The organism is Belnapia arida, from assembly GCF_016773205.1.
Classification (GTDB): domain Bacteria; phylum Pseudomonadota; class Alphaproteobacteria; order Acetobacterales; family Acetobacteraceae; genus Belnapia; species Belnapia arida.
The window spans coordinates 103,617-129,378 of record NZ_JAETWB010000011.1; the positions used below are offsets into that span (position 1 = coordinate 103,617).

The 25,762-nt window shown below is 70.9% G+C and carries 22 protein-coding genes and 1 pseudogene; 4 read left to right on the forward strand and 19 right to left on the reverse strand.

Annotation, left to right across the window (positions count from 1 at the left end; all coding sequences use genetic code 11):
- Positions 1 to 65: 65 nt before the first annotated feature.
- From JMJ56_RS19410 to JMJ56_RS19470, 13 genes are all read right to left on the reverse strand, one after another.
- On the reverse strand, positions 66 to 500 hold the full coding sequence (locus JMJ56_RS19410) for a hypothetical protein (RefSeq protein ID WP_202833425.1): 435 nt from the start codon (positions 498 to 500) through the stop codon (positions 66 to 68).
- 16 nt (positions 501 to 516) lie between these two features.
- On the reverse strand, positions 517 to 1,422 hold the full coding sequence (locus JMJ56_RS19415) for a hemolysin family protein (protein WP_043362108.1): 906 nt from the start codon (positions 1,420 to 1,422) through the stop codon (positions 517 to 519).
- The gene (gene ybeY / locus JMJ56_RS19420; RefSeq protein ID WP_328702426.1) at positions 1,419 to 1,877 is read right to left on the reverse strand and encodes an rRNA maturation RNase YbeY; all 459 of its coding nucleotides are present in this window, start codon (positions 1,875 to 1,877) and stop codon (positions 1,419 to 1,421) included. Before ybeY ends, JMJ56_RS19415 begins: the two co-directional genes overlap by 4 nt.
- Before the next feature lie 31 nt (positions 1,878 to 1,908).
- Entirely contained in the window at positions 1,909 to 3,003 is a 1,095-nt protein-coding gene (locus tag JMJ56_RS19425) for a PhoH family protein (protein WP_407927930.1), read from the reverse strand.
- On the reverse strand, positions 3,000 to 4,403 hold the full coding sequence (gene miaB, locus JMJ56_RS19430) for a tRNA (N6-isopentenyl adenosine(37)-C2)-methylthiotransferase MiaB (protein WP_202833427.1): 1,404 nt from the start codon (positions 4,401 to 4,403) through the stop codon (positions 3,000 to 3,002). The genes JMJ56_RS19425 and miaB overlap by 4 nt, the downstream gene beginning before the upstream one ends.
- Positions 4,404 to 4,580: 177 nt before the next feature.
- Positions 4,581 to 5,492 (reverse strand): lysophospholipid acyltransferase family protein, encoded by a 912-nt coding sequence (locus JMJ56_RS19435; protein WP_202833428.1) that lies wholly within the window; start codon positions 5,490 to 5,492, stop codon positions 4,581 to 4,583.
- A 70-nt stretch (positions 5,493 to 5,562) separates the two neighbouring features.
- Positions 5,563 to 5,856, reverse strand: a complete 294-nt coding sequence (locus JMJ56_RS19440) for a DUF2218 domain-containing protein (protein WP_202833429.1) — start codon at positions 5,854 to 5,856, stop codon at positions 5,563 to 5,565.
- Between the two features lie 5 nt (positions 5,857 to 5,861).
- Positions 5,862 to 6,440 (reverse strand): PadR family transcriptional regulator, encoded by a 579-nt coding sequence (locus JMJ56_RS19445; RefSeq protein WP_202833430.1) that lies wholly within the window; start codon positions 6,438 to 6,440, stop codon positions 5,862 to 5,864.
- Positions 6,441 to 6,541: 101 nt separating this feature from the next.
- Positions 6,542 to 7,540, reverse strand: a complete 999-nt coding sequence (locus tag JMJ56_RS19450; RefSeq protein WP_202833431.1) for an MBL fold metallo-hydrolase — start codon at positions 7,538 to 7,540, stop codon at positions 6,542 to 6,544.
- A gap of 74 nt (positions 7,541 to 7,614) precedes the next feature.
- The gene (locus JMJ56_RS19455) at positions 7,615 to 8,862 is read right to left on the reverse strand and encodes a class I SAM-dependent RNA methyltransferase (RefSeq protein ID WP_202833432.1); all 1,248 of its coding nucleotides are present in this window, start codon (positions 8,860 to 8,862) and stop codon (positions 7,615 to 7,617) included.
- 4 nt (positions 8,863 to 8,866) lie between these two features.
- Entirely contained in the window at positions 8,867 to 9,292 is a 426-nt protein-coding gene (locus JMJ56_RS19460; protein WP_202833433.1) for a DUF2721 domain-containing protein, read from the reverse strand.
- A 10-nt stretch (positions 9,293 to 9,302) separates the two neighbouring features.
- Complete coding sequence (locus JMJ56_RS19465) at positions 9,303 to 10,505, reverse strand: acyl-CoA dehydrogenase (protein ID WP_202833434.1); 1,203 nt, start codon at positions 10,503 to 10,505, stop codon at positions 9,303 to 9,305.
- A gap of 102 nt (positions 10,506 to 10,607) precedes the next feature.
- Positions 10,608 to 12,593, reverse strand: coding sequence for a DEAD/DEAH box helicase (locus tag JMJ56_RS19470; RefSeq protein WP_202833435.1), 1,986 nt, complete (start codon positions 12,591 to 12,593; stop codon positions 10,608 to 10,610).
- Positions 12,594 to 12,733: 140 nt separating this feature from the next.
- Between JMJ56_RS19470 and JMJ56_RS19475 the strand changes: the two genes are divergently transcribed.
- Complete coding sequence (locus JMJ56_RS19475; RefSeq protein WP_202833436.1) at positions 12,734 to 13,432, forward strand: alpha/beta fold hydrolase; 699 nt, start codon at positions 12,734 to 12,736, stop codon at positions 13,430 to 13,432.
- A 6-nt stretch (positions 13,433 to 13,438) separates the two neighbouring features.
- Here JMJ56_RS19475 and JMJ56_RS19480 read toward each other — a convergent pair whose 3' ends face one another.
- The gene (locus tag JMJ56_RS19480) at positions 13,439 to 16,252 is read right to left on the reverse strand and encodes a PAS domain-containing protein (protein WP_202833437.1); all 2,814 of its coding nucleotides are present in this window, start codon (positions 16,250 to 16,252) and stop codon (positions 13,439 to 13,441) included.
- Positions 16,253 to 16,456: 204 nt separating this feature from the next.
- Between JMJ56_RS19480 and JMJ56_RS19485 the strand changes: the two genes are divergently transcribed.
- Positions 16,457 to 18,730, forward strand: a complete 2,274-nt coding sequence (locus tag JMJ56_RS19485) for a PAS domain-containing sensor histidine kinase (protein WP_268885045.1) — start codon at positions 16,457 to 16,459, stop codon at positions 18,728 to 18,730.
- 209 nt (positions 18,731 to 18,939) lie between these two features.
- On the forward strand, positions 18,940 to 20,676 hold the full coding sequence (locus tag JMJ56_RS19490) for a sensor histidine kinase (RefSeq protein ID WP_202833439.1): 1,737 nt from the start codon (positions 18,940 to 18,942) through the stop codon (positions 20,674 to 20,676).
- On the opposite strand, the gene JMJ56_RS19495 is transcribed toward JMJ56_RS19490, so the two are convergent.
- From JMJ56_RS19495 to JMJ56_RS19515, 5 genes and pseudogenes are all read right to left on the reverse strand, one after another.
- Positions 20,677 to 23,553 carry a PAS domain S-box protein gene (locus JMJ56_RS19495; protein ID WP_202833440.1) on the reverse strand — a complete coding sequence of 959 codons (2,877 nt, stop codon included), beginning with the start codon at positions 23,551 to 23,553 and terminating at the stop codon, positions 20,677 to 20,679.
- Between the two features lie 63 nt (positions 23,554 to 23,616).
- Positions 23,617 to 24,069, reverse strand: a complete 453-nt coding sequence (locus JMJ56_RS19500; RefSeq protein WP_202833441.1) for a hypothetical protein — start codon at positions 24,067 to 24,069, stop codon at positions 23,617 to 23,619.
- A pseudogene (locus tag JMJ56_RS35535) lies at positions 24,012 to 24,413 on the reverse strand (hypothetical protein); the annotation flags it as partial. The pseudogene JMJ56_RS35535 and the gene JMJ56_RS19500, both read right to left, overlap by 58 nt.
- Positions 24,392 to 24,685 carry an IS3 family transposase gene (locus tag JMJ56_RS35540; RefSeq protein WP_202833443.1) on the reverse strand — a complete coding sequence of 98 codons (294 nt, stop codon included), beginning with the start codon at positions 24,683 to 24,685 and terminating at the stop codon, positions 24,392 to 24,394. The gene JMJ56_RS35540 and the pseudogene JMJ56_RS35535, both read right to left, overlap by 22 nt.
- Positions 24,577 to 24,981, reverse strand: coding sequence for a hypothetical protein (locus tag JMJ56_RS19515; RefSeq protein WP_202833451.1), 405 nt, complete (start codon positions 24,979 to 24,981; stop codon positions 24,577 to 24,579). Before JMJ56_RS19515 ends, JMJ56_RS35540 begins: the two co-directional genes overlap by 109 nt.
- 56 nt (positions 24,982 to 25,037) lie before the next feature.
- On the opposite strand from JMJ56_RS19515, the gene JMJ56_RS35545 reads away from it, so the two are divergent.
- Positions 25,038 to 25,628, forward strand: a complete 591-nt coding sequence (locus tag JMJ56_RS35545; protein ID WP_407927931.1) for a transposase — start codon at positions 25,038 to 25,040, stop codon at positions 25,626 to 25,628.
- The last annotated feature ends 134 nt before the right edge of the window (positions 25,629 to 25,762 follow it).

Sequence of the window (25,762 nt, forward strand, 5' to 3'; positions counted from 1 at the left end):
ACCGACGGGCCTGGCGCGAGGTTATGCGATCTGGAACGTATCGTAGACGGCCTGGGTTCCCAGGTTCAACCTTGGGGCTCCGGCGCGTCGAGTCCAGGCAGCCACTCATCCGCCGTCTGGCCGCTGCGGCGCGTGGCGCTGCGGCGCGATGCCTCCGCCCGCCGGCGGATCAGCTCGTCCACCAGCCGGTCCATGGTCTGCCACAAAGGCTCCTCGCCCTGCCGCTCGCTCAAGACGAAGCGATGCGCGGCGAGCGTCACGTTGAGCGTCCCGCGCGTCGTCTCCGGCCGCGGGTTGCGCATCTGGAGGAGAGCCTTCTCCACCTCCTCGAGTGGCAGGCCGAGCCTGTCCGCGATCACCGGCGGCGCCTCGCCCTGGCGGCGCAGGGCCCGGGCCCGCCGCGCCTCCGCCTCGGAGAGCGCGATGGCGGGGCGCAGCGCCTGGGTGGTGCGGGACATCTCGCCCGACCCGCTGCCCGGGGGCTTGCCCTTGAACGCCATGGCCCGGCTCCCTCCGCTACTCCGCCGCCTGCTTCTGCTGCGCCCCGGGCCGGCGTACCCGCAGCCGGCGGATGCGCCGCGGGTCGGCCTCCAGCACGCGGAACTCGAGGCCCGAGGAATGCGAGACAAGTTCGCCCTTGGCCGGCACCCTCCCAGCGAGGTTGAAGACGAGCCCGCCCATGGTGTCGATGTCGGAGGCGCGCTCCTCATCGGTCAGCACCGGGCCGAGCTTCGCCTCGAAATCCTCGACCGGCATCCGCGCATCCAGCTCGATCGTGCCGTCCGGCTTTTCCACCAGCTGCGGCGGCCCCGGCTCGTCATGCTCGTCGGCGATGTCGCCGACGATGGTCTCGACCAGGTCCTCGATGGTGACGAGGCCGTCGATGCCGCCATACTCGTCGACGACGAGCGCCATGTGGATCCGCGCCTGGCGCATCTGCAGCAGCAGGTCGAGCACGGGGACGGAGGGCACCACGAAGAGCGGCTTGCGCAGGATCGCCTTCATGTCGAAGGAGGCGTCGTTGCCGACGCTCGCGAACACGTCCTTGATGTGGACCATGCCGACGATGTCGTCGAGCTGCTTGCGGAAGACCGGGTAGCGGCTGTGCCCGTCGCGCTGGATCAGGCGGATGGCCTGCTCCAGCGTGTAGTCCTCCGGCATCGCCATGATGTCGGCGCGCGGCAGCATGACGTCGCCCGCGGTCTTGTCCCGCAGTTTCAGCACGTTGCCGAGCAGGGCGCGTTCCTGCGCGTCGAGGTCGTCGGCATCCGCCGCGCCGCGCTCGCCCGGCTCGTGCGGCTCCCGCTGTTCCTCGATCAGCTCCTCCATGCGGTCGCGGACGCTTTCCGCCTCCCGCCGCCGGAGCAGCCCCTGCAGGCGCCAGAGCAGCCCGTCGCGGCCATTCCCGTTCGAGGCGCTCATGCCGCATGCCTCCAGGGGTTGGGCAGCCGCAGCCGGTGCATGGCCCGCGCCTCGGCCCGCTCCATCCGCCGCGCCTCGCCGGCCGCCAGATGGTCATGGCCGATCAGGTGCAGCGCGCCATGCGCCACGAGATGGGCGAAATGCGCCGGCAGTGCCTTGCCGCCCGCCTCCGCCTCACGCCGCACCACGCCGAGGGCGAGGGCGATGTCGCCGAGATGGCCTGGTGCGCCGGCCGGAAAGCTCAGCACATTGGTCGGCTTTTCCTTGCCACGATGCTCGCCGTTCAGCCGCTTGAGCGCCCGGTCATCGGCCAGCAGCACGGTGACGAGGCCCTCCGCCCCGCTTCCCGCCAGCGCCGCGGCGACGGCGCGGCGCGCCAAGACTTCGGCCCGCGGCAGGATGCGCCGCCAGGCAGGGTCGTCCACCATCACATCGACCTGCACTGCGGGGAGCACCGGTTGGAGGGGATCCTCCAGGGTTTCGTCGTCAGGACGGCAACTGTCCGGTTCCATCGCGTTCCTTCTTCGGCCCCCGGCCAGGCTGTCCCGCCTGCCCATCGGCCCGCCCATAAGCCGCGACAATGCGCGCCACCAGCGGATGGCGCACCACGTCGCGTTCGTCGAAGCGGGCGACGCCGATGCCTTCCACCCCGTTCAGGATGGCCAGCGCATCGCTCAGCCCGCTCCTCTGGCCCGCCGGCAGGTCGACCTGGGTCGGGTCGCCGGTAATCACCATCCGCGTCCCCTCGCCCATGCGGGTGAGGAACATCTTGATCTGCGCCGGCGTGGTGTTCTGCGCCTCGTCGAGGATCGCATAGCAATGCGCCAGCGTGCGGCCGCGCATGAAGGCCAGCGGCGCGATCTCGATCTCCCCGGAGGTGATCCGCCGCGCCACCTGTTCCGCTGGCAGCATGTCGTGCAGCGCGTCATAGAGCGGGCGGAGATAGGGGTCCACCTTCTCCTTCAGGTCGCCGGGGAGGAAGCCCAAGCGCTCTCCCGCTTCCACCGCCGGCCGGCTGAGCACGATGCGGTCCACCCGCCCGGCCTGCAGCAGCGCCACCCCCTGCGCGACCGCAAGGTAGGTCTTGCCGGTGCCGGCCGGGCCGATGCCGAAGACCATCTCCTGCCGTGCCAGCAGGTCGATATAGGCGGCCTGGGCCGGGGTGCGGGGCGCGATCGCCCCCTTCCGGGTACGGATCTCCGGCCGGTCCTGCAAGGGCAGGCGCGGATCGCCCTCGGCGTCCCCTTCGGCCATGCGCAAGGCTGCTTCCACGTCTGCCGTTCCTACCGGCTGGCCCTTCTCGAGCCGCCGCCAAAGCGCCTTTAGCGCCACTTCCGCCACTTCGGTTCGGGCCGTCCCGCCGGCAATGGTCAGCCGGTTGCCGCGCGAGCCGAGCCTGACCCCCAATCGCTGCTCGATGCGCGCCAGATGGCGGTCGTGTTCCCCGTAGAGAAGGGGGAGCAGGGCATTATCGTCGAATTGCAGCGTAACGCTGCGCTGCTCCGGCGATGCGGGGGGAGGGGAGGCAGGCCGCGCTCCGCGGGCCTCCCCGGCGCGGACGACGATGGGGGCGGTGTTCAAGCGGGGGCGGGCTCCTCTGCGGGCAGGCTTGCGGGGGCACCCTCTGCGGCCGCCAGCAGGCCGGAAAGGGAATTCGGATGGGCGGCAAGGATGCGCACCGGCACCTCGCGCCCGACCATGTCGAGCGGTGCCGCCAGATGCACCGGCTGCAACCAGGGGGAACGCCCGGCAACCTGTCCAGGATGCCGCCCCGGTCCGGTCAGCAGCACGGGCGCGACCAGCCCGACGCGAGAGCGGTTGAACTCATCCTGCTGCGCCCGAAGCAGCGTCTGGAGCGCCTGAAGGCGCGCATCCTTCTCCGCCTCCGGCACCTGGAAGGGCGCGCCTGCCGCCGGCGTCCCGGGCCGCGGCGAATACTTGAAGCTGTAGGCGAGGGCGAAGCCAACCCGCTCCACAAGCGCCATGGTCTGGGCAAAATCCTCCGCCGTTTCGCCCGGGTGTCCGGCGATGAAGTCGGAGGAGAGGGCGAGGTCCGGCTGCGCCTCCCGCAGCCGCTCGACGACGGCAAGGAATTCGGCCGCCGTGTGCCCGCGGTTCATCGCTGCCAGTACCCGGTCGCTGCCCGACTGCACCGGCAGGTGCAGATAGGGCATCAGCGCCGGGATGTCGCGGTGGGCGGCGACGAGGTCGTCGTCCATGTCGCGCGGATGGCTGGTGGTGTAGCGCAGCCGGAGCAGGCCCGGAATTTCGGCCAGCTCGCGGATCAGCCGCCCAAGCCCCCAAGCGCGGCCGCCCGGGCCCTCGCCGTGATAGGCGTTGACGTTCTGCCCAAGCAGCGTGATCTCCCGCGCTCCGCCCGCCACCAGCCGCCGCGCTTCGGCCACCACCGCTGCCGCCGGGCGCGAATACTCGGCCCCGCGCGTATAGGGCACCACGCAGAAAGAGCAGAAGTTGTCGCAGCCCTCCTGCACGGTGAGGAAGGCGGTGATGCCCTGGCTGGCCGCCTGCTCCGGCAGGTGGTCGAATTTCTGCTCGACCGGCATCTCCGTCTCGATGACGGCACCGGCGGCACGGCTTGCCCGCGCCACCATTTCGGGCAGGCGGTGGTAAGTCTGCGGCCCGAGGACGATATCGACCCAAGGGGCACGGCGGGTGATCTCCGCGCCCTCCGCCTGCGCCACGCAGCCGGCGACGGCAAGCACCATGCCCCCGCCCGCGGCCTCGCGCTCCCGCTTCATCTCGCGCAGCCGGCCGAGTTCGGAGAACAGCTTCTCGCTTGCCTTCTCGCGGATATGGCAGGTGTTGAGGATGACCATGTCGGCCCCCTCCGGCGCCTCGACCGGCGCATAGCCGAGCGGGGCCAGCACATCCGCCATGCGGGTGCTGTCATAGACATTCATCTGGCAGCCCCAGGTGCGGAGGAAGAGCCGCTTCCGTGTCGCTGCGTCCGGTACCGTCATGCCAAAGGCCCACTCCACCCCATCGGCGCGGCGGCGCCGAGGCTGCTTGCGCAAATGCGCAGGCGGGAGGCCGCGGTCAAGCGGCGAGGGGCCGGGGCATCGCCCCGGAGGAGGGCGAGAATCGCATGGTGGGGCGAGCCTCGGGCTTGCGGGCCGGTCCGGTCAAGCCTGCTCTGGTCACACCGTCGCCAGGGGCATGGCCGGGCGGTTCTGCCGCAGCAGTGCTGCGCTGGCGGAGACCGTCGTCCAGCTCGCCGCCGCCATCGCCTTGCGGTCGGGCAGCGCCGAGGGGCTGAAAGGCTCGTGCAGCACCACCGTCGCCCGTGCCCCGCTGCGCCGCGCCAGCCGCCAGAAATGGCTGGCGATCGACATGTCGCCATACCAGGCGAAGAGCGGCCGGTCGCGCCGGCAGGCCGGCAGACCGCCCAGCCGGTCATAGACCAGCGAGACCGGCTGCACCTGCCGTGCCGCGCCCGCCGTCGCCAGGAAGGCGCTGCGGAAGGGCAGCACGCGCGTGCCGTCGCTGCTGGTGCCCTCGGGGAAGAGGATCAGGCTGTCGCCGGCAGCGAGCCGCGACTTCATCGCCTCCGCCTCACTCCCCGTCCGGCCGCGGCTGCGGCTGACGAAGACGGTGCGGCCGAGCCGCGCCACGGTGCGGATCAGCGGCCAAGTGCCGACCTCGGCCTTGGAGACGAAGCAGCCCTCCAGCGTCCCGCCCAGCACCAGGATGTCGAGCCAGGAGCAGTGGTTGGCGAGGAAGAGCACCGGCCGCTCGGCCGAGGCCCTGCCGATCACCTGCACCCTGAGCCCGATCAGCCGGCAGAGCACGGCATGGTAGACCCGGGCGAATACCACCTTCGGCCGCCCTGGCAGCAGCAGCAGTACGGCCTGGATGGGGATCGAGACCAGCGTCCAGAGCAGTACCGAGGCGATCCGCCGCACCGCCCGGACCCTGCCGCCGAGCGGCCGGTCCTCAAAGACGTCGAACAGCCGCCCGCCGGGCAGGCTGCTCTTGAACCGCAGGGGCTTCTTCCGCCGCAGGCGGCGGGGACGAAGGGCTTCGATTGGGTCGCGGGCCACGGCTTCCATAAGGGGCAGCGGATAGCCCGCGTTCCGTGACGCTGCAATGTCGCCGGTGCGACGCCTGGGTGATATCCGCTCAGCCTGCTTCGCGTGCCAGCCAATCGATCTCGGGCGGCGTGCGGAAGGCGAAGCGCAGCAGGTGCCGCGCCACCACCTCCTGCAGGCGCTCCAGCGCCTCGGCCCCTTCGGCCTCGGCGCGAAGCACCAGCAGCCCGTCGGCCGCCTCCAGCCGGCAGGTGCCCATGGGAAAGGCGATGGAGCCCCGCGCCTCCTCCAGCGTCACCGGCAGCTTGTGGGCGAAATGCTTGCAGATCTGGCCGAGGTAGCGGCCGGGGCTCTCCAGCACGACGCGCGCTTCCGAATGCGGCATCGCCGTCAGACCTGCTCGATGGCGACGGCCGCGGCGTCGATCGCCGCAGCGATGGCCGTCACCTGCGCCGGCTCCAGCCGCCCGCGGCCGAGCCTGAGGCGCAGCGCCAACTTCAGGTTGTGCATTGCCCGCATGATCTGCGGCGAGGGTCCGCCCTCCGCCCCAAGCTCGGCGAGCCGGGCGAGGATGGCCGAGGCCGCCGCCTGGTTGGCTACCAGCCAGGCCTCGCCCTCGCGGGTGATGGCGTAGAGCTTGCGTGGCCCCTCCACTTGGCCGCCGGCGATATGGCCGAGCTCCTCCAGCATGGTCAGCGTCGGATAGACGACGCCGGGGCTCGGCGAGTAGGCGCCGCCCGCGCGCTCCTCGATGGCCTTGATGATGTCATAGCCATGCCGCGGCGCCTCGGCGATCAGCGCCAGGACCAGCAGGCGGAGGTCGCCATGTTCCAGCAGCCGGCCGGACCGGCCGCCATGGCGATGACGCTCGCCATGGTGCCGCTCGCCGCGTGGGCCGAACTCGCCACGGGCATGGCGGTGGCCGAAGGGGTCGTGCCGCTCGTCGCGGTGGAAGAAGCGGCATCGCATCTCTGTTCTCCGATAGTGTTTCGACATATCGAAATTACAGATATATCGAAACTCGGTTGGGTTCAAGGCCCCGGCGGGTGAACCCCGCCGGGAGCCGCAGATCAGACGGCGCTCGACCAGTCCGCCGGGATGAAGCGGTAGCCGCCGCCGTCCTTGGCGAGGTAGCCATTCGCCGGGAAGGGGAAGTGGTAGCCGGTGATGCGTATCCGGTCGGCCACCACCTGATCGTAGATCCTGCGCCGTGCCGCCTCGGCCATCTGCGCGTCGAAGTCGAAGACGGCGTGGAATTCCGGTCGCCGCGCCAGCAGCTCCGGCCGATTGCTGGTATCGGCGACGAACATCGCCTGGGCGTTGCCATCGGCGATGAGGTAGCAGGTATGGCCCGGCGTATGGCCATGGGCGGCAACCGCCTGGATGCCCGGGATCACCTCCACCCCCGCCGCCACCTGGCGGATCTTGCCCTGATAGGGCGCGAAGCGGCGGGCGCTGTTGGCGAAATTGCCGCGCTGGCCCTCCGGGCTGCGGGTCTCGTTGCCGGTGTCGCTCCACCAAGCCCATTCGGCGGCGGGGACGACGACCTCGGCATTGGGGAAGGCGGCAGCGCCGGCGCCGTTCAGCAACCCGTTCACATGGTCGCCGTGGAAATGGCTCATCACCACCAGATCGACCTTGGCCGGGTCGATGCCGGCCGCGGCCATGTTCTGGATCATCTTCCCCTGGGTCGCGGTCGCAGGCAGCACGCCGTTGCCGCTGTCGAAGACCACCAGCCGGCTGCCGGTGTCGAGGAAGGTGACGGTGAAGGGGATGCGGAAGCTGTCGGTCGGCAGGAAGCTCTCCGCCAGCACCTTCTGCACCTCGGCAAGCGGTGCGTTGCGGATGAAGCCTTCCAGCGGCCGCACGAAGAAGCCGTCATGCACCGTGGTGATGGTGAAGCCGCCGACCTTGAAGCGGTAGAAGCCGGGCGCCTGCGACACCGGGGCAGCGGCTGGGGCCGGGGCAGCCGGTGCGGTCTGCGCCGCGGCACCCCGCAGCAGCGCCGGGGCGGCCAGCCCGGCAGCAAGGCCGCCGAGCGCAAGGCGGCGGCTGGTGGTGTCGGTCATGGCTCTCTCCTGCGAATGTCGCGCCCCTATTGGTGGGAAGGGACTACCAGGGATCAAGCCATTCCGCCTTTCGATCAGCGCGTGAAGGCGACCACCGCCTCAAGGTGCGGCGACCAGAGGAATTGGTCCACCGGCACCGCCGTGGTGACGCGGTAGCCGGCCGCCTGCAGCGGCTTCGCATCCCGCGCCAGGGCGACAGGGTTGCAGGAGACGTAGAGGATGGTCGGCACCCCGGCACGGGCCAGCAGCGCCGTCTGTTCGGCGGCGCCGGCATAGGGCGGGTCGAGCACCACCGCGGCAAACTCGCGCAGCTCCGGCCCTGCCAGCGGCTGCCGGTCGAGGTCGCGCCGCACCGCCTTCACCCGCAGCCCGGCCTTGCCTGCCGCCGTGCCGAGGGCCGCGACCGCCTCCGGCACCGCCTCGAAGGCGGTGACCCGGGCGCGCGCGGAGAGCGGGAGGCTCAGCGTACCCAGCCCGGCATAGAGATCGGCGATGGCCGCGCGCCCGGGCAGCTTGCGCGGCAGCCCTTCCAGCAGCGCAGCGATGATGGCTGCCTCGCCCTCGGAGCTCGCCTGGAGGAAGGCGCCCGGCGCCGGTACCACCTCCGCACCGGAGAGCAAATGCCGCACCGGCCCGAGCTGGGCCGCCACTTCCGCCGGCCCGCCCTTACCGCCCCAGGCAATGCGCGGGATGCGCTGCGCCGTGGCGAAAGCGGCCAGCAGGCGGCGATCCGGCATGGAAAGCGGCGCATCGGTCCGGAGCAGGATGTCCGGCCCGCTGGTCAGCATGTTGATCACGGCCGAGCCGAGTCGGCGCAGGCCTTCGATATGGCGGAGCGCCTCGGCCAGCGGCCCGAGCAGCGCGACCAGCCCGGGTTGGAGCACGTGGCATTCCTGCATCGGCACCAGTGCCGTGGTGCCGCGCTGGTGGAAGCCGATTTGCACTTTGCCGTCAGGCAGCCGCTCCAGGCCGAGATCGGCGCGCTGGCGGGAATTCCGCGGCGTCGTCACCATCGGGGCGACCGGTGCATCGGGGAAGCCAGCGCGGGAGAGCGCCTCGGCCAGCCTTCCGCGCTTCCACTCCGCATAGGGCTCGGGGGCCCAGTGCTGCAGCACGCAGCCGCCGCAGGCCGGGAAATGGCGGCAGGGCGGCGCGACGCGTTCCGGGCTTTCCGCGAGCCAGGCATCCACCTCGGCCCGCTTGCCGGAGAGGCGGGCCCGTACCCGCTCCCCAGGCAGGGCCTGGGAGAGGAAGACAGGGCCGCCCGCAGCCTGGGCCACCCCGTCGCCGGCGGCGCCCACGGACTCGATCAGCAATTCCACGGTGTCAGCCCTCGTCGCCGGTCAGCGGCAGATGGTGGGGAGCAACCCGCACCTCGGTCAGAAAGAAGGCAAGGGCTACGGCCAGCAGCAGCATCGCGCCGATCAGCAGCCCGGCCAGGACCCAGGCGACGGCCAGCCCCAGGAAGACGCCGCCGAAGGAGCGGACGATGAGCGTGCAGAGCGCCATCGCCGCCAGCACGCCGCAGGCGATGGCGCGGTGGACATGGCAGGTCGGTTCCGCCAGGCGGCGCCGTTCGCCTGGCGGGGCAGGGGAAAGGCCGTTGCGGATGGCCCTTTCCTGGTCGATCAGCCGGGCAAGGCGCCCGGCCAGTACGTTCAGCGCCGAGAAGATGCCAATCAGCAGGAAGGCCGGCGCGATGGCGAGCTGGATCGTCCGTTCCAGCTCGGCCACGTCATGGGCACCGAACACCGCAGGGCCATCAGCCCCCGAAGGCGTTCAGCCCGGTGATGGCCCGCCCCAGGATCAGCGCATGCACGTCATGCGTGCCCTCGTAGGTGTTCACCGTCTCGAGGTTCATGACGTGGCGGATGACGTGGTACTCGTCCACGATCCCGTTGCCGCCATGCATGTCCCGCGCGACGCGGGCGATGTCGAGCGACTTGCCGCAGTTGTTGCGCTTGACCAGGGAGATCATCTCCGGCGCCACCTTGCCCTCGTCGAAGAGCCGGCCGACCCGCAGCACGGCCTGCAGGCCGAGGGTGATCTCGGTCTCCATGTCGGCGAGCTTCTTCTGCACCAGCTGGGTCTGCGCCAGCGGGCGGCCGAACATGGTGCGGTTCAGCGTGTAGTCGCGCGCCGCATGGAAGCAGAATTCCGCGGCGCCGAGCGCGCCCCAGGCGATTCCGTAGCGCGCGCGGTTAAGGCAGGAGAAGGGGCCGGCGAGGGACTTCACGCCCGGCAGCCGATTCTCCTCCGGGACGAAGACCTCGTCCATCATGATCATGCCGGTGGTCGAGGCCCGGAGCGAGAACTTGCCCTCGATCTTCGGGAAAGTAAGGCCTTTCATCCCCTTCTCGAGGACGAAGCCGCGCAGGATACCCTCATCGTCCTTCGCCCAGACCACAGCGAGGTCGGCGATCGGCGCGTTGGTGATCCAAGTCTTGGAGCCGGAGATCAGGTAGCCACCATCGACCTTCTTCGCCCGCGTCCGCATGGAGGAGGGGTCGGAGCCGGCATCCGGCTCGGTCAGGCCGAAGCAGCCGACCCATTCGCCGGTGCGCAGCTTCGGCAGGTACTTTTCCCGCTGAGCCTCCGAGCCGAAGGCATGGATCGGGTACATCACCAGCGAGGACTGCACCGAGAAGGCCGAGCGGTAGCCGCTGTCGACCCGCTCCACCTCGCGCGCCATCAGCCCGTAGGCGACATAGGAGACACCGGCGCAGCCATAGCCCTCGAGCGTGGCGCCGAGGAAGCCCATCTCGCCGAACTCGTTCATGATCTCCCGGTCGAATTTCTCGTGCCGGTTGGCCATGAGGACGCGGGGGAACAGCTTTTCCTGGCAGAACTGATGCGCAGACTCGCGGATCATCCGCTCGTCCTCGGTGAGCTGGTCCTCGAGGAGCAGGGCGTCCTCCCAGGCGAAGCTGGCCAGACGCTTGGGGGGCTGGGTGACGACGTTCATGGCTGGCTCCTCGGGCTCTTCTGCCGCGGGTATTTGGCGCCTGGGGGGCGGTCGGACAACGGGTAGCGAGGCGCCCGCAGGACTTTGCCCGCGGGCCGGGGGTCACGCCGCCTCGGCTTCCTGCTCCGGCTGCTGGTCGCGGCGCGGGCGGGGGATGGGAATCAGCATGAAGGCGGGTACAGCATCACCGAAACCGACAACGGCCGGGCCGAGATCGTCGCGGTCCCGGTCGCGCCGGCGCGGCGCCTCGCGGTCCCAGCGGCGCTCCTCGCGTGGGGCGCGCTCCTCACGGGCAGGGCGCTCGTCTCGGACGGGGCGCTCCTCACGGGCGGGCCGCTCGTCGCGCGCGACGGCCGGTGTACGGTCCCGGTCGCGGTTGCGCTCGGGCCGATCGCGCTCGCCACGGCTCCGCTCGGGGCGGTCGCGGTCACGCCCGCCACGCTCCGGCCGGTCGGCCTGCTGAGCAGGGCGCCGGTCGCGGCTGCCGCGATCCCGCTCGCGCCCACCGCCACGGCCGGCGCTGCCGCCGCGCCCGCGCTTGGGGCGGGAGGCCGCCTCGGCGATCTCCTCGTTGCTGATCGGATCGAGCCCCTCGACCTCGATGCGCGGGATCGGCTTGCCGGTCAGGCTCTCGATGGCTGCGACGTTGCGCGCATCGTCCGGTGTGGCGATGGTGAAGGCCGCGCCTTCCTTCCCCGCCCGGCCGGTGCGGCCGATGCGGTGGACATAGTCCTCGGCGTGGAAGGGCACGTCGAAGTTGAAGACGTGGCTGAGCCCGCCGATATCGATGCCGCGGGCCGCGACATCCGAGCAGACCAGCAACTGCAGCTCGTTCGCCTTGAACTTGTTCAGCGTGGCGAAGCGGCTCGGCTGGTCCATGTCGCCATGCAGAGCGCCGACCGAGAAACCATGCCGCTTGAGCGACTTGTAGAGGACATCGACCTCGATCTTCCGGTTGCAGAAGATCAGCGCATTCTGCACCTCCTCGCGGCGAATGAGCCGGCGCAGCGCCTCGCGCTTGTCGAGCTCGCGCGTCCAGAGCAGGCCGGCGGTGATGGTCGTCGCCACGCTCGCCGGGGCGGAGACCGATATCTCCTTCGGGTTCTGCAGGAAGGCGTCGGCGAGCTTGCGGATCTCCGGCGCCATGGTGGCGGAGAAGAACAGCGTCTGCCGCATCGGCGGCAGCATGGAGACAATCCGCTCGACATCCGGAATGAAGCCCATGTCGAGCATGCGGTCGGCTTCGTCAATGACGAGGACCTTGCAGTCGGCGAGCAGAATGCGGCCGCGCTCGAATAGGTCGAGCAGCCGGCCCGGCGTCGCGATCAGCACGTCGACGCCCTTCTCGAGCACGGCGCGCTGGTCGTTCATGCTCTCGCCGCCAATCAGCAGGGCATGCACCAAGTTGAGGTGCTTGCCGTACTTCACGAAATTCTCGGCAACCTGGAGCGCCAGCTCCCGCGTCGGCTCCAGGATCAGGCTGCGCGGCATGCGCGCCTTGGCCCGGCCGGAGGCGAGGATGTCGAGCATCGGCAAGGTGAAGCCGGCGGTCTTGCCAGTGCCGGTCTGGGCGCATCCGAGCACGTCGCGGCCCATCAGCACGGTGGGGATGGCGGCTTCCTGGATCGGCGTCGGCGAGACGTAGCCGGCTTCGGCGACGGCCTGCAGGATCGGCGCGGAGAGGCCGAGATCGGCGAAGGTGGTGCGCGGCGCCTCGTCCTCGGAATCGTCCTCCTCGCCGTCCTCATCCTCATCCTCGTCGTCCTGCTCGGCCTCGGGCTCTGCGGCGGCGTCGATCGCGGGCGGCGGCAGCTCGGCCGTGTCGGATACGGGATCAGGGGCGTCGGCGGCGGGCTCGATGACTGTCGGCGCGCTCTCGGCCATCAATGATTCGGGCTCATCCTCGGGCGCCGGGGCGGGCGCGGGTTCAGCCACCATGGCCGCGGCGGGCATGGTTTCGGCCTGGCGGTCCCGGGCCTCGTGGTCGTTATGCGCAGTCTCGGCCGCGTCGGAGGCGAGCCGGTCGGGGGTATCGGTCAAGTGCGGTCGGTTCCTTCGCCGGGACAGCGGCGGCATGGCGGCCCACATGGCCGAAAACCGACGCCCGGCTCGCCCTTTTCCAAGGCTGCCGTTCCAGGTCCGCCGCGCATATGCGCCAATGAGGCCCGAAAATCAAGGCGCGGCAGGGCTTGCTGCAGCATTTGCCGCCTCGTAGAGGCATGGCTACCATGCCAGATCCCGTCGACCTCCTCCTGCTGCCCGGCCTGCTCTGCGATGCGGCGCTATGGGAGGCGCAGGTCGCTGGCCTCCGGGGTCGGGCCCGCTGCCAGGTGGCGGATGTGGTGCAGGATAGCAGCCTCGACGCCATGGCGGCCCGGGCGCTGGCCGCGGCGCCACCGCGCTTCGCCCTGGCCGGGCTTTCTATGGGCGGCTACCTCGCCTTCGAGGTGCTGCGCCAGGCGCCGGAGCGGGTGACGCGGCTCGCCCTTCTTGACACCTCGGCCCGGCCGGACACGGCGGAGCAGGCGCGCCGCCGCCGCGGGCTGATCTCGCTCGCCCGCAGCGGGTTGTTCAAGGGCGTCACTCCGCGGCTGCTGCCGCAGCTCATCCACCCGGACCGGCTGGCGGGCCCGGTTGGCCAGGCGGTGATTGCGATGGCGGAGCGCGTCGGGCGGGATGCCTTCCTGCGCCAGCAGGCGGCCATCCTCACCCGTCCCGATTCGCGCCCCGGCCTGTCCGGGATCCGCCTGCCCACTCTGGTTGCGGTGGGCGAGGCCGACCTGCTGACCCCGCCCGAGCTGGCCGAGGAGATCGCCGCTGGTATTCCTGGCGCCCGGCTGCACCGCATTCGCGGCTGCGGGCACCTGCCGCCGATGGAGGCGCCGGAGCTGGTGACCGGCCTGCTGCGCGACTGGCTGCTGGCCTGACCGTCGTCAGGCCGCCACTGCCTTTTCCACCGCAACTGCCTCGGCAACCTCCTGCCGCGCGAGCGGGATGGCGATCTCGCAGGCCAGCCCACCCGGCAGCCAACGCCGGGTCACCCGGCCGCCGAGCTGCACCTGCACCGTCTGCTCGATTACGCGGGAGCCGAAACCGCGCCGCACCGGGTTCGCCGCCTCCTCCGGCCCGCCGCGCTCGCGCCAGAGCAGGGTCAGCACCCGCTGCAAGGGGTCCAGCCGCCAACTCACCTGCAACAGCCCGCCGCGGCGGGAGAGGGCGCCGTACTTCATCGCATTGGTCGCCAGCTCATGCACCGCCATGCTGAGCGGCTGGGCAGCATGGGCGGCGATGGTCACCGGCGGCCCATGCAGCTCGGCCCGCGGCGCGTCGAGCCGGATGCCGGTGAGGAAGGCGGCCAGCTCGCCCTCCAGCAAGGCATGCAGCTCCGCCCCCTCCCATCGGCGACGGGCGAGGATGGTCTGCGCCCGGGCGAGCGCGGAGACGCGCCCCTCGATGATCCGCACCAGCTCCGCCGGCGTCTCCGCCCGGCTCAGCCGCAGCGCCGCCTGCACCACGGCGAGCGCGTTTTTGGCGCGGTGATCGACCTCCCGCATCAGCAGCTCGTTGCGCTGCTCGCTCCGCTTGCGCTCGGTGATGTCGAGGGCGAGGCCGGTCAGCCGCACCGGACGGTCCCGCTCGAAATGCACCTGGCCGATGGTGAAGATCCAACGCTCGTCCTGCGCGGGGCCGGCGACCACGCGGAACTCCGCCTGATAGGTGCCAGTCCCATGGGGGTCCTTGGCGCGGCGCATGGCGTCCCGGCGCAGCGGCCGGTCCCCCGGGTGCAGGCCGGCGAGGAAGTGGCGACTGGTGACCGGCTCATCCTCCGGCAGGTCCCAGAATGCGCGCATGCGGCTGTCCCAGGTCACCGCCCCGGTGCGGAAGTCATGGTCGTAGATGCCGAAGCCCGCTGCCTCCTGGGCGAGGCGCAGCCGCTCCCCGCTCGCCGCAAGCGCCGCCTCGGCATGGTGGCGCTCGGTGACGTCGAGGATGATGCCGGCGGCCAGGCGCGGGGCGAAGCGGCCGGGCTGCCGCGGTTGCGCCTCGCCGCGCGCCAGCAGCCAGCGCACCGAGCCATCCGGCCGGCGGATGCGGAATTCCAGGTTGAAGGCGCCGCCATGACGGGCCAACCCGCGATAGGTCCCGGCCAGTAGCCGGCAATCCTCCGCATGCAGGCGGGAGGCGAGGCGCGCCAGGGTCAGCGGCCCGGTCGGCGCCAGGCCGAACAGCCCGGGCATCGCGGCATCCGCCAGCACCGAGCCATCCTCGGCGAGCTCGAAGGCGACCGCGCCGCTCGCCTCCTGTGCCCGTTGCAGCCTTGCCTCGCTGCGGCGGAGCGCATGCTCCGCCTGGTGCAGGGCGCTGAGGTCGGCCCGGGTGCTGACGATGGAATGCGGCGCGCCGGTCCGCGGTTCGCGGCGCAGCGTCCATTGCGTGCCAGTGACGATCAGGCTGCCGTCCCGCCGGTACTGCCGCACCTCGCCCTGCCACTGGCCTTCCCGGAGCAGGTTGGCCAGCAGCCCCTCGCGACCGCCCGCCTGGAACTCGGTGCGCAGCAGCGCCGCCACCATCCGGCCCAGCGCCTCCTCCCGGCCGTATCCATAGAGCCTTACGCAGCCCTCCGACCAATGGATGATCCGCCCATCGAGATCGGTGATGACGCAGGGCGTCAGGTCGAGGGCCTCCGAAACCTCGGCGAGCGCCGCGGTGCGCTCGGCAACCCGCGTCTCCAGCCGGTCATGGGCGGCGATCAGCCGGCGCTGGCCACGCCAGACCAGCGCGGCGAGGCCGAGCAGCGCCAGCATCGCCGGCAGGGCGATGGCGAGTTGCGGCAGCATCGCCTCGCGCCACGCGGCGATGATCGCGGCGCGGGTCCGGATGGCGGCGGCATAGGCGGGAAAGCCATCCAGCCGGCGAAGGCCGATCAGCGCAGGCTTGCGATCGAGCATGGCGTCGTCGGCGATGAGCGCCCGCTCGGCCCCGGCCGCGGCGACCGCATGGAAAGGCGTCCTCGTCGGCAGGGGCGGCAGCGGGGCGGTGAAGCCATCGGTGCGCGCGAGAACCCGGCCGTCGCTGCGCAGCAGGCCGATCAGGTCGCTCGGCGTCGCGCGCAGCCGGCGCAGCCCTTCGGCGACTACCTCCGGCTCCACCGCCAGCTTGACCAGGCCATCGAACCCATCGGTTGGGGATGGGTTGCCGGTCCGGGTCCGCTGCCGACCGACGGTGAAGATCAGCTTGCCGTCCTGCGGGCTGGCGAAGACCTCGCCGAGATGCAGCGGCGGTGCGCCGGGCGCCCGCATCGCGGCGAGGAAGCCGTCGTCGAACCCCGCCCCGCCCGGGGGCAGGGGATGGCCATTCGTCACCAGCAGCACGGTGCCCTGCCGGTCGAAGACGGCCGCATGGCCGAATTGGGGAAGCTCGGTGGTCAGCGCCCGCGCCGCCGGCCGTAGGCTCTCGGCCTGCGCCGTGATCTCGGCATCGCTCAGCCCTTGCAGCAGGTCGTCGAGGCGGCTGGCGGCGATGCCGTAGTTGAGCAGCAGACGAGACGCATAGTCGGCGCCGGCATCCGCCTCCCGGGCCACCTCGTTCCGTGCCTCCCGCCACGCGCCCTTCCAGGCAAGCCAGCCGCCGGCACCGAGCAGCACGGCCGGCAGGCCGATCGCCGCGGCCAGCAGGCAGGCGAACAGCCAGGCCGAAGCCCGGAACCCGTTCTCCCCTCCGGGCCCGGACAGCGTGGAGCGGGACATGGCATCTCCAAACCAGTGCCGATCTGTATCGGTTGTCAGCGGTTATGTCGAAATAGCGTGAACAGGCGCCTTGTAGGGAAATCTCCCAGTAAAGTGATTCAAATCGTATACCGCAGGTGGTGCTCGCAGGGATTTCTCCCACTCAAGGGAAGCTTGCAAAACAGGCAAGAAACCCGATCACCGGACCAGCCGAAGGCGCCTATGATGGCATCATTGCCAGGAAGCCTCGATGCGCCATCGCTCCGCCCCCACCCCATTGCCCGGGAGTTTGCCGGTTTGGGCCTGAACGCCCTGTCCAAGGCAGCCGGTGCCGCTGGCCTGTTCCAGGCTCTCGGCGACAATACCTGTGCCTTGGACCATGATTTCCGGTTTCTGGCCTGCGACGAGGCAGCCGCCGCCTATCTTGGCCAGCCTGCCGACCGCCTGCTCGGCCAGTCCATCTGGGACGCATTTCCCGCCACGGCCAGGCCGCCGCTCGGCCCCGTACTCCGCCGGGCCATGGCGGACCGACGCCCGGTGCGGTTTGAGATGGCGGGCACCATCCGGCCCGATCGGTGGGTCGAGTTCACGCTCTTCCCGATCGCCGAGGGGCTTGGCATCGCCTTCCGCGACCGCACCGCGGTTCACCGCGCGACCGAAAGCCTCCAGGCCAGCGAGGAGCGGCTGCGCGACCTGTTGTCGACGCTCGACCTCGGCAATTCCATGGCGCGCGACATGGACGGCACCATCACCTTCTGGTCCGAAGGCTGCGCCCGACTCTATGGCTGGACAACGGCAGAGGCGCTCGGCCGCTCCGCCCACCACCTGCTCGGCACGGAATTCCCGCGGCCGGTGGCGGAAGTGGCGGCAGCGCTCGAGCGCAACGGCGAATGGACCGGCGATCTTCACCAAGTGGCACGCGACGGGCGGAAGCTGGTCGTTGCCGCCCGCAAGGTGCTGCGACGCGACAGCGCAGGGCGGCCGGTCGCGGTGCTGGAGGCGCTTGCCGACGTCACCGCGCAGCGCGCGGCGGAGGCGGCGCTGGCCGAAAGCGAGGCGCGCCTCGCCCTGGCGATCGCCGCGGCCGAGATCGGCATCTGGGACTGGACCTCGTCCGCCGCCCGACTGGTTTGCACCGCGGAGGTGCTGGCCATCTGCGGCCTCGATTCCTCGACCGAGGTGACGTTCGCCCTGGCACGGCAAATGGTCCATCCCGGCGACCGGCGGCGGGTAGTCCGGGCGCTCCGCGAGGCCCGCGATCCGGCGCGGCGGGCCCAGTTGGACCTGGCCTGCCGCATCCGCCGGCCCGACGGCACGGTCCGCCAGGTGGCGATCCAGGGCGAGCCGCTTTTCAGCGAGCGGCCGGCGGGCGCCTTCGCCATCCGCGTCGTCGGCACGCTGCGCGATGTGACCGAGCGCTGGCAATGGCAGGAGGAGCGCTTCGACAGTGAAGCGAGACTGCGCCTTGCCCTCGGGGCCGGGCGGATGGCGGTCTGGGATGCCGATCTGCGGCAGGGCAAGGTGACGGGCTCCACCGAACTGCCACGCCTGCTCGGCTTCCCGGACGGCCCACTGCCGGACATCGAGACGATCAGAGCTCGATTCGCCCCGGGCGAACGGGAGAGGCTGCGCAAGATGGGACTGGTGGCGCTGGCCGGTGGCGAGCAATTCCTCGAGGCCGAATTCCGCTACCTCCGCCCGCAGAGCGCCGCGTGCTGGCTGATGCTGCGAACCGAGTTCACCCTGGACGCGTCTGGGCGGGCCGTGCGGGCGATCGGCGTGGTACTCGACATCACCGAGCGCAAGCAGGCGGAGGAGCGGCAGACCCTGCTGGCCCGCGAAGTGGACCATCGGGCGAAGAACGCCCTCGCCGTGGTGCAGGCCGCGCTGCGCCTGACGCCGAAGGATGACCCGGCATCCTATATGCGCGCCGTCGAGGGGCGCGTCGCCGCGCTGGCCAGGGCGCAGACCCTGCTGGCCCGCGGCCGCTGGACTGGGGCCGAATTGCGCGCCCTGCTGGAGGATGAGCTGGCCCCCTTCCTCGCCGAGGGCGCCAGTGCCCCGCGCGCCCGGCTGGACGGGCCGCCCGTGATGCTTTGGCCAGCCGCCACCCAGGCCCTCTCCATGGCGATACATGAACTGGCGACCAATGCCGTCAAGCACGGCGCTCTCGGTCGCCCCGGCGGGACGGTGACGGTGCAGTGGCAGGTGGAGCCGGCCGGGCCGCCCATCCTTCGCCTCGAATGGCGCGAGAGCGGCGGGCCGCTGGTACCGGGCAGCCCGAGCCGGCGCGGCTTCGGCACGCGCGTCCTTGACGGCACGGTCCGGGCGCAACTCGGCGGCAAGGTCCGGCAGGGCTGGTCGGCCGAAGGCATCCGGGTGGAGATGGACATTCCCCTCTCCGGCGGCATCACGCCGCCCATGCCGGAGAGTGCCGCGGTGTCCCCGGCTAAACCGTTGCCGCCGAAGCATATGCCGGACTTTCCGCGGACAGCATGAAAAGCAATACTCGCCGCTAAGGCGAATTTGCGATAGATGGCCTGTGAACCCGCCGGTTCGTTCCTCCCCTTGCAGTCTCCGGAGACGCCATGCTGGCCGGTCCCCTCCGGGGGTCTTGCGACCTTGCCGATGGGGCTGCACATCCCCCGGCTCAGGCGGCGTCCCGGATTGGCATCCGCTCCCGGGTTCTCGCCCTGGCGCTGATGGCCATGGCGGTGCCGGCGGTGTTGGCCAGCGCCTATTTCGAGAGCCGCGCCCGCGAGCGCCTGCGTCTTGCCGAGATCCGCGCCGTGGACGAGGCAAAGGCCGGAGCGCGCGATCTCGATGCACTGGTCGCCCAGACCCGCATGATGGTGACGACGCTGTCCGCGATCCCGGAGGTTCGCCGCGGCGAGGGAGCCGCCTGCGCCGACACGCTGCGCCGCCTGCTGCCGACCGCCGGCTGGCTGGCCAGCCTCTCCGTCGTCCGCACCGACGGCTATGTGCTGTGCAGCACCAACCCGATGGCGCCCGGCCTCAACATCGGCACCCAGCTGCATCTTCGCCAGGCGCTGGCAAGCCGGCGCTTCGTCTTCTCCGACCTGGCCATCTCGCGGGTCAGCGGTGCGACCGGCCTCTATGCGGTGGAGCCGGTGCTGCGGGAGGGGGGCTCGGTCGAGGTGCTGCTGGTGGTGGCGCTCGATTCGGACTGGCTGCTGCACAGCCTGCTCGCCCGCTTTGAGGATGAACGGCGCATCGGCATCGTCGACGGCCAAGGCGTGCTCGTGGCGCGCTACCCGCCGGTCCCCGCGGCGATCGGCAGAAACTATGAGGACAGCCCGGGGGTGGTGGCCGCCCGCGCGAATCGGACCGGCCATGTCCTCGTCTCCGGCCTTGAGGGACGCCCCATCATCTTCGGCTTCGCCCCGGTCGAGGCCTCGGGCGCCTGGGCGTTCATCAGGCGGGAGGCCGCAGCGATCCTCGGCCCGATCGAGGCGGAGAGCCGCAGCTCCTACCTGATCCTCGCATTGTCGGGCGTGCTGGTCCTGCTGGTCGGGCTGGCCGGCGGTGAATGTCTGCTGATCCGCCCGATCGCCGCCCTCCGCCGCACCATCGACCGACCGGCCGAGGGCGACCTCGCCGCCCGGCCCCGGCTCGGCCAGCTCTCGGCGCCCGAACTCGCCGCGCTTGCCGCCCAGGTGGCGCGGATGGCCGAGCGCCTGGCGGCGAAGGAAAGCGAGCTGATCCGCGCCCGCGATGCGGCGACGGCGGCGAGCCTGGCCAAGAGCTGGTTCCTCGCCGCCGCCAGCCATGAGCTGCGGACGCCGCTCAACAGCGTGCTCGGTTGGGCCCAGGCGCTGCTGATCGACCCGCGCCTGCCGCTCGCGCTCCGGGACCAGGTGGAGGATATCGGCCGTGCCGGCTGGCGGCTCAATGAGATCGCCTCCCGGCTGCTGGAGGCGACGCGGCTCGAGGCCGAGGCGCCGCAGCTGGGCGAGGTCGATCCCGCCGGGCTCGGCGAGGCCTGCCTCGACCAGGTCCGCCCCGCCGCCGCCGAACTCGGCTTCGGCCTGGTGCTGGAGGCCGCTCCCGCCTTGCCGCCGCGCCTGCGGACGGATGAGCGGCGGCTGCGCCAGATCCTGCGCAGCCTGCTGGAGAATGCGGTGAAGTTCAGCCGCGGCGGCGAGGTGCGGCTGCGGCTGTCCTGGCAGGCCGCGACCGGGCTGTTGCGGGCCGAAGTGCTGGACCACGGCCCTGGCGTGCCGGCCGGGCTGCGCAACCGGCTGTTCCAGGACTTCGCCCATCAGGATCCGGCCGGGCAGGCAGGCCGGGGCCTTGGCCTTGGCCTTTCGGTCTCGGCCCGGCTCGCCGCGCAGCTCGGCGGCGAAGTCGGTCATGCCGATCGGCCGGACGGGCAGCCGGGCAGCCTCTTCTGGCTGCAGGTCCCGGCGGCGCCCGCCGGCTGATCAGGCCTGGCCGTGGGCGAAAAGCGGCCGGTCGGAGACGCCTTCGTCGAGGTCGGAGGCCAGCCGGCCGAGCGGCACCTCCAGCGCACAATCGAGCCCGGCCGCGGTCCAGTCGCGGCGGACCGCGCCGCCCAGCTGGTCGCGGATGGTCGCCTCCATGACGCGGCTGCCGAAGCCACGGCGTTCCGGCGGCGCGGCGACCAGCGGGCCGCCCGTCTCCGACCAGCAGATGCGCAGCAGCCCGGCCGGGTGGTCGAGCGCCCAGGACAGCCGCACTACTCCGCCCGGCATGGAAAGCGCGCCATGCTTCGTCGCATTGGTCGCCAGCTCATGCAGCGCCATGGAGATTGCCTGGGCCGCGCTCGGCCCGAGCAGCACGGAGGGCCCGTCCAGCACCACCCGCGGCGCCCGCTCCTCATGACCGGCGCGGGCGGGCAGGAAGGGCGCCAGCTCCCCTTCGGCCAGTTGGTGCAGCCTGGTACCGGACCAGCGCCCTTCGGCCAGCAGGTTGTGGACCCGGGCAAGGTTGTTGACCCGCCCCTCAACCGCCTGGGCGTAGCGGACGGCATCGTCCTTCGGGGTCAGGCGCAACGCCGCCTGCACCACGGCAAGGGCATTCTTCGCGCGGTGGTCCACCTCGCGGGCCAAGAGGCGCAGCCTGTCCTCCGCCTCTCGCCGCTCGGTCACGTCCATGGCGACGCCGACCACGCGCAGGGGCCTGCCATCCGCCAGGTCGCGCAGGATGCTGCCGCGGCCGTTGATCCAGCGCAGCGCCCGGTCGCCCTGGCGGATGATGCGGAATTCCGTCTCCCAGACGGTGGCGGTGCCGGCGAGCGCGGCATCCAGCATGGCCTCCACCCGCGGGCCGTCCTCCTCGGTCATCAGGGCGCGCCAGTTCGCATCGGTGAGCGGCTGCGCCGGGTCGGTACCGAACAGGTGATGGCAGCTTTCCGACCAGAACAGCACGCCCGTTGCGATCTCCCATTCCCAGGAGCCGATGCCGCCGGCCTCCTGCGCCAGGCGCAGCCGTTCCTCGCTGCGACGCAGCTGCTCCTCCGCCTGGCGCCGCTCGGTCACGTCCTGGACGATGCCGCGATGGCCGACGAGGTGCCCATCGGCGGCATGGCTCCGCTCGCCGATCGAGAGCAGCCGGCGCTCCGCACCGTCCGACGCACGGCGGATGCGGAATTCGACCTCCATCGGATGCGGCCCGTTCGGGTCCAGCGCCATCTGCTGTTGCCGCATGAGGGCCTGGCGGTCGTCGGGATGGACCAGCGACAGGATGAATTGCTCCTGAATCGGCGTGCCGGGCTCGAGGCCCCAAAGCCGGTAATTTTCGTCCGACCAGCGGGTCGTGGCGGTTTCGTAATTCGTGTCCCAGGAGCCAATGCCGCCCGCCTCCTGCGCCAGACGCATCCAGGCCTCGCTGCTGCGGCGTGCCGCTTCCGCCTCGTGTTGCGCGGTCACGTCGAGCACCACCGCCATGGTGCGGATCGGCTGGCCCCGCACATCGCGCACCGGCGAGGAGGCGATGCGCGCCCAGCGTACTGAGCCATCCGGTCGGAGGAAGCGCTTCTCGCCCTCGTAGGAGGGCACCTCGCCACGCGCCATGCGCCAGAACCCGGCGAGATCGACCTCGCGGTCCTCTGGGTGGGTGACCTCGGTGAAGGGGAGGCCGATGAGCTGCTCGGCCGGCCGGCCAAGCAGCTGGCAGAAAGCGTGGTTGACGCGCAGGAAGCAGCCGGTGGCGCAATCGGTCTGCTGCATCGGCACGGAGGACTGTTCGAAGGCTGCACGGAATTCGGCCTCGCCGGCGCGCAGCGCGGCATCGGCCCGCTCCATGGCCAGGCGCAGCTCCTCGAATTCCGCGACGGGGCTGTGCGGCAGGGCAGGTGGTGGCTCCGCGCCCGTGCCGCTCCCCACCCGATCGGCCCGCCGCACCAGGGCGAGGACAGGGCTACGGATGCGCCGCCCGAGCGACAGCGCAAGAGCGAGTCCGACACCGAAAGCGACGACGCCGCCGGTGACAAAGATCAGCAGCGGCCGCAGCCAGCTCGTCCGATGATCGGCCAGCCGCTCGCCGACGACGACGCTCCAGCCGGGCGCGCGGCGCAGGCGGTGGAAGGCATAAAGTGCCGGCCTGGCCTCTCCGGTGTCGCGGAACATGCCGCTCGCCTCGGCACCATTGCCGAGGGGCACCGCAATGGCCGCGCCGCCGGAGGAGGTTCTGCCATCGTCGGAGCGGGCAACGACCCGGTTCTGCGCATCGACGATCGCGGCGACGGCGCCGTAGTTCAACTCCTGGTCGGCCAGCAGCCGGGCGAGCCGCTCGGCTGGGACCGCCATTGTCACCACCGCCTGGGCGTCTGGCGTCGGCGCCGCGGCTGCGGCCTGCGGACGGCCGGAGACCGGGCCCTCGAATAGGTTGGCGACGGCCGCCTGGCGGGTGAGCAGTGCGCGCTGGACCAACTCGGCAGTGGCCGACGCGGTCACCGGGACCTGATCGGGCAGCGCATCCTCGGGCCGCATGGTGTTCAGCCGCTGCGGGTAGCCCGGCACCGCCTCATGCACCACCACGGCGCCGCCAAGCCGCGTCGTCGCCGCCACCGCCCAGATGCGGAAGGCGCGGGTATCCTCGAGCCGGAGCAGCGGTGAACTGGCGAGGGCGAGGACGGCGGTCTGGAAGATTTCGAGCTCGCCATCGACCGCCAATGCCAAGGCACGGGCGGTATCCTTAAGCCGTTCCTCCGAGGCGGCGCGGTAGAGGCCGGCGAGGTGCCAGGCCGTGGCGCCGCCGAGCGCGAGGCTTGGCACGAGCACCGCCAGCACCAGCCCGAGCAGATGCCCGGCAAGGCCGACGCGCCCGTGGCGTTCCATGGGCCCGCCTTGCCTGGCCATGCCGCTCTCCCCAGCCCCCATCGTGAGCGGCAATATTGCCCCTTACCGGCGGAACGACGCCAGTTGCGATTGCGCCGCCCTGGGCAGCAGCATCGGCAGGATGATGCCGACGCCGATGCCCCAGAAGCCGTTGATCAGCACCGAGATCAGCATCCGCATTGGGTTGAAGCCCGCGGCCATCGGCTGGCCCTTCAGAGGCGCGACGACGAACCAGCCGACCAGCGCTGCCAGAAGGCCGAGCAGCAGGCCGCACAGCCAGCCCGGCATCCGCCGCAGGTGCGGCAGCGCCAAGCCGTAGGGAATGCCGTAGAGCCCACCCCAGAAGCAGAGGCTGACGATCAGCGGCACGCCATATGGCGGCAACGGATTCGTCCGATAGGGCGGCAGCGGCATCCAGCCGATCACATGGAGCAGGCCCCACATGCCCTGATGGAAGCTCAGGACGGAAAGCACGGCGGCCAGGAAGCCGAGTGAGGCACGGACCAGTGCGGGCATGGGGATCCTCGTCGGGGAAGGAGGGCAGTCTGCGCGAGGAATGATAGACCGTTGCGCGGCACCCTCAAAGCAGACTGGTCAGTGTCGCTGCCCCTCACAACAAAAACTCCGCAAACCTTAAGCCCTTTTCCGGTGTCCTTGGCCTGACCCCGAACAAATCTCCACAGGTTATGAGAGAGTTTGAGGCGCGCCGGCTGGGCGTGCCGAAGCGCAGCGTAGGTGGGCCCGGCCCGGCAGGGCAAGACGGCTTCCGGCGCAGGCGGGCGGTAGCCCAGTGCATTGTGCGGAAGCGCGGTGTTGTAGTGATGGCGGCACCGCTCAATCAGGATTTCCACCTTCCCGAGCGAGTGGAAGACTGCTGCCGCCGAGGCACCTTCGCCCTTTTACGCCGCCAGATGCGCTGCACCCGGTCGGTATCTACACGCCAGCCCTTGGTGCGCAGCATCGTCGTGATCCGCCGGTGGCCGTAGCGGCCGTACCCGGCTGCCAGAACCAGGATTGCTTCCGTCAGCGCAACCTCATCGTCCCTGACGCGGCGCGTACGGCGCTCCGTAGAATGCGGCTGACCAAGGCTGCGGCATGCCGAGCGTTCGGAGACGTCGAGCGTACTTCGCACATGACGGGCACAGGCCCGGCGACGCTCGGGGCCTGATACTTTCCCTCTGTAGCCTCTTTCAGGATCTGCTCGTCGAGCGTGAGTTCGGCCACAGCCAGCTTCAGCCGAGCGTTTTCTCGCTTCAGTTTCTTCATACGGCGGGTCGGATTGACCCTCAAACCGCCGTACCCGTCCGCCAGCGATAGGAGCTGGTCTCCAATACCCCGCAGCCCGTGACGGACCTCACCCACCGTGCGGCCCTGCGCCGGTTCCACCTCGGCCTGCCGCAGCGCCCCAGCTGTCTGTTCCTGCGTCATACGCTTCCTAGGCATCCCAAACTCCTCAAGGGGGCCCACTCTCTCCAAAAATCCCGATCCAGTTCAGGGGTGCAGGTCACGGTGAACCCTGTGGGCGCCATGGGCATGGAGGGCGCCTCCAAAGCCGGGTCAGTCGCCCCGGCACCGAGATCGGCGAATGCATCCACGACTTCCTCGCCCGCGCCACCGAGGGCGATGAACTCAATCTCTGGCTCGACGCTACCGAGCCGAAGGTCTGCGTGGCGGGGCGTCTCGTCCTCGTCGCAGTTGCTCTCACGGTGGGCCTGAATGTCGACGGCCGATGCGAAGTCCTCGGCATGGTGGTCGGCAGCCCGGAGGCGGAGCCCGTCTGGCTCGACGTCCTTCGCACCCTTGGCCCGCTAGGGACTGCGCGGCGTGAAGCTTGTCCTCTTCAATGTCCAAAACCACCTCAAGGCGGCGGTGACGAAGGTGCTGTGCGCGATTTGGCAAGGTGCCGCGTCCACTTCGCCCGCAATGCGTTCGCCCATGCCGACAAACCCAACGCCGCATCGTCTCGGTCTGGACCGACATCGCCGATGCGGAGCCGGACGCGGAGGGCGCCGAACGGCAGGGCGCACCGTCGCCTCGACTCCGCCCCAAGGTGCCGAGGCTCGCAACGCTCATGAACAGCGTCGGAAAGGACGTGTCGGCCTACATGAACTCCCCGCCGCAAAGCAGGCCAAGGTAACGTCCACGGAGGTGTTGGAAAATCCGGCCTTGGCCGGAGTGTAGGGTTGGGGTGGCCATCGGACCTGGCGGC

Bases quoted from the DNA above. Each gene is read 5' to 3' on its own strand.
- JMJ56_RS19410 (WP_202833425.1), bottom strand. From the start codon at position 500: ATGGCGTTCAAGGGCAAGCCCCCGGGCAGCGGGTCGGGCGAGATGTCC.
- JMJ56_RS19415 (WP_043362108.1), bottom strand. From the start codon at position 1,422: ATGAGCGCCTCGAACGGGAATGGCCGCGACGGGCTGCTCTGGCGCCTG.
- miaB (WP_202833427.1), bottom strand. From the start codon at position 4,403: ATGACGGTACCGGACGCAGCGACACGGAAGCGGCTCTTCCTCCGCACC.
- JMJ56_RS19435 (WP_202833428.1), bottom strand. From the start codon at position 5,492: ATGGAAGCCGTGGCCCGCGACCCAATCGAAGCCCTTCGTCCCCGCCGC.
- JMJ56_RS19440 (WP_202833429.1), bottom strand. From the start codon at position 5,856: ATGCCGCATTCGGAAGCGCGCGTCGTGCTGGAGAGCCCCGGCCGCTAC.
- JMJ56_RS19445 (WP_202833430.1), bottom strand. From the start codon at position 6,440: ATGCGATGCCGCTTCTTCCACCGCGACGAGCGGCACGACCCCTTCGGC.
- JMJ56_RS19450 (WP_202833431.1), bottom strand. From the start codon at position 7,540: ATGACCGACACCACCAGCCGCCGCCTTGCGCTCGGCGGCCTTGCTGCC.
- JMJ56_RS19465 (WP_202833434.1), bottom strand. From the start codon at position 10,505: ATGAACGTCGTCACCCAGCCCCCCAAGCGTCTGGCCAGCTTCGCCTGG.
- JMJ56_RS19470 (WP_202833435.1), bottom strand. From the start codon at position 12,593: ATGTGGGCCGCCATGCCGCCGCTGTCCCGGCGAAGGAACCGACCGCAC.
- JMJ56_RS19475 (WP_202833436.1), top strand. From the start codon at position 12,734: ATGCCAGATCCCGTCGACCTCCTCCTGCTGCCCGGCCTGCTCTGCGAT.
- JMJ56_RS19480 (WP_202833437.1), bottom strand. From the start codon at position 16,252: ATGTCCCGCTCCACGCTGTCCGGGCCCGGAGGGGAGAACGGGTTCCGG.
- JMJ56_RS19485 (WP_268885045.1), top strand. From the start codon at position 16,457: ATGGCATCATTGCCAGGAAGCCTCGATGCGCCATCGCTCCGCCCCCAC.
- JMJ56_RS19490 (WP_202833439.1), top strand. From the start codon at position 18,940: ATGGCGGTGCCGGCGGTGTTGGCCAGCGCCTATTTCGAGAGCCGCGCC.
- JMJ56_RS19495 (WP_202833440.1), bottom strand. From the start codon at position 23,553: ATGGAACGCCACGGGCGCGTCGGCCTTGCCGGGCATCTGCTCGGGCTG.
- JMJ56_RS19500 (WP_202833441.1), bottom strand. From the start codon at position 24,069: ATGCCCGCACTGGTCCGTGCCTCACTCGGCTTCCTGGCCGCCGTGCTT.
- JMJ56_RS19515 (WP_202833451.1), bottom strand. From the start codon at position 24,981: ATGACGCAGGAACAGACAGCTGGGGCGCTGCGGCAGGCCGAGGTGGAA.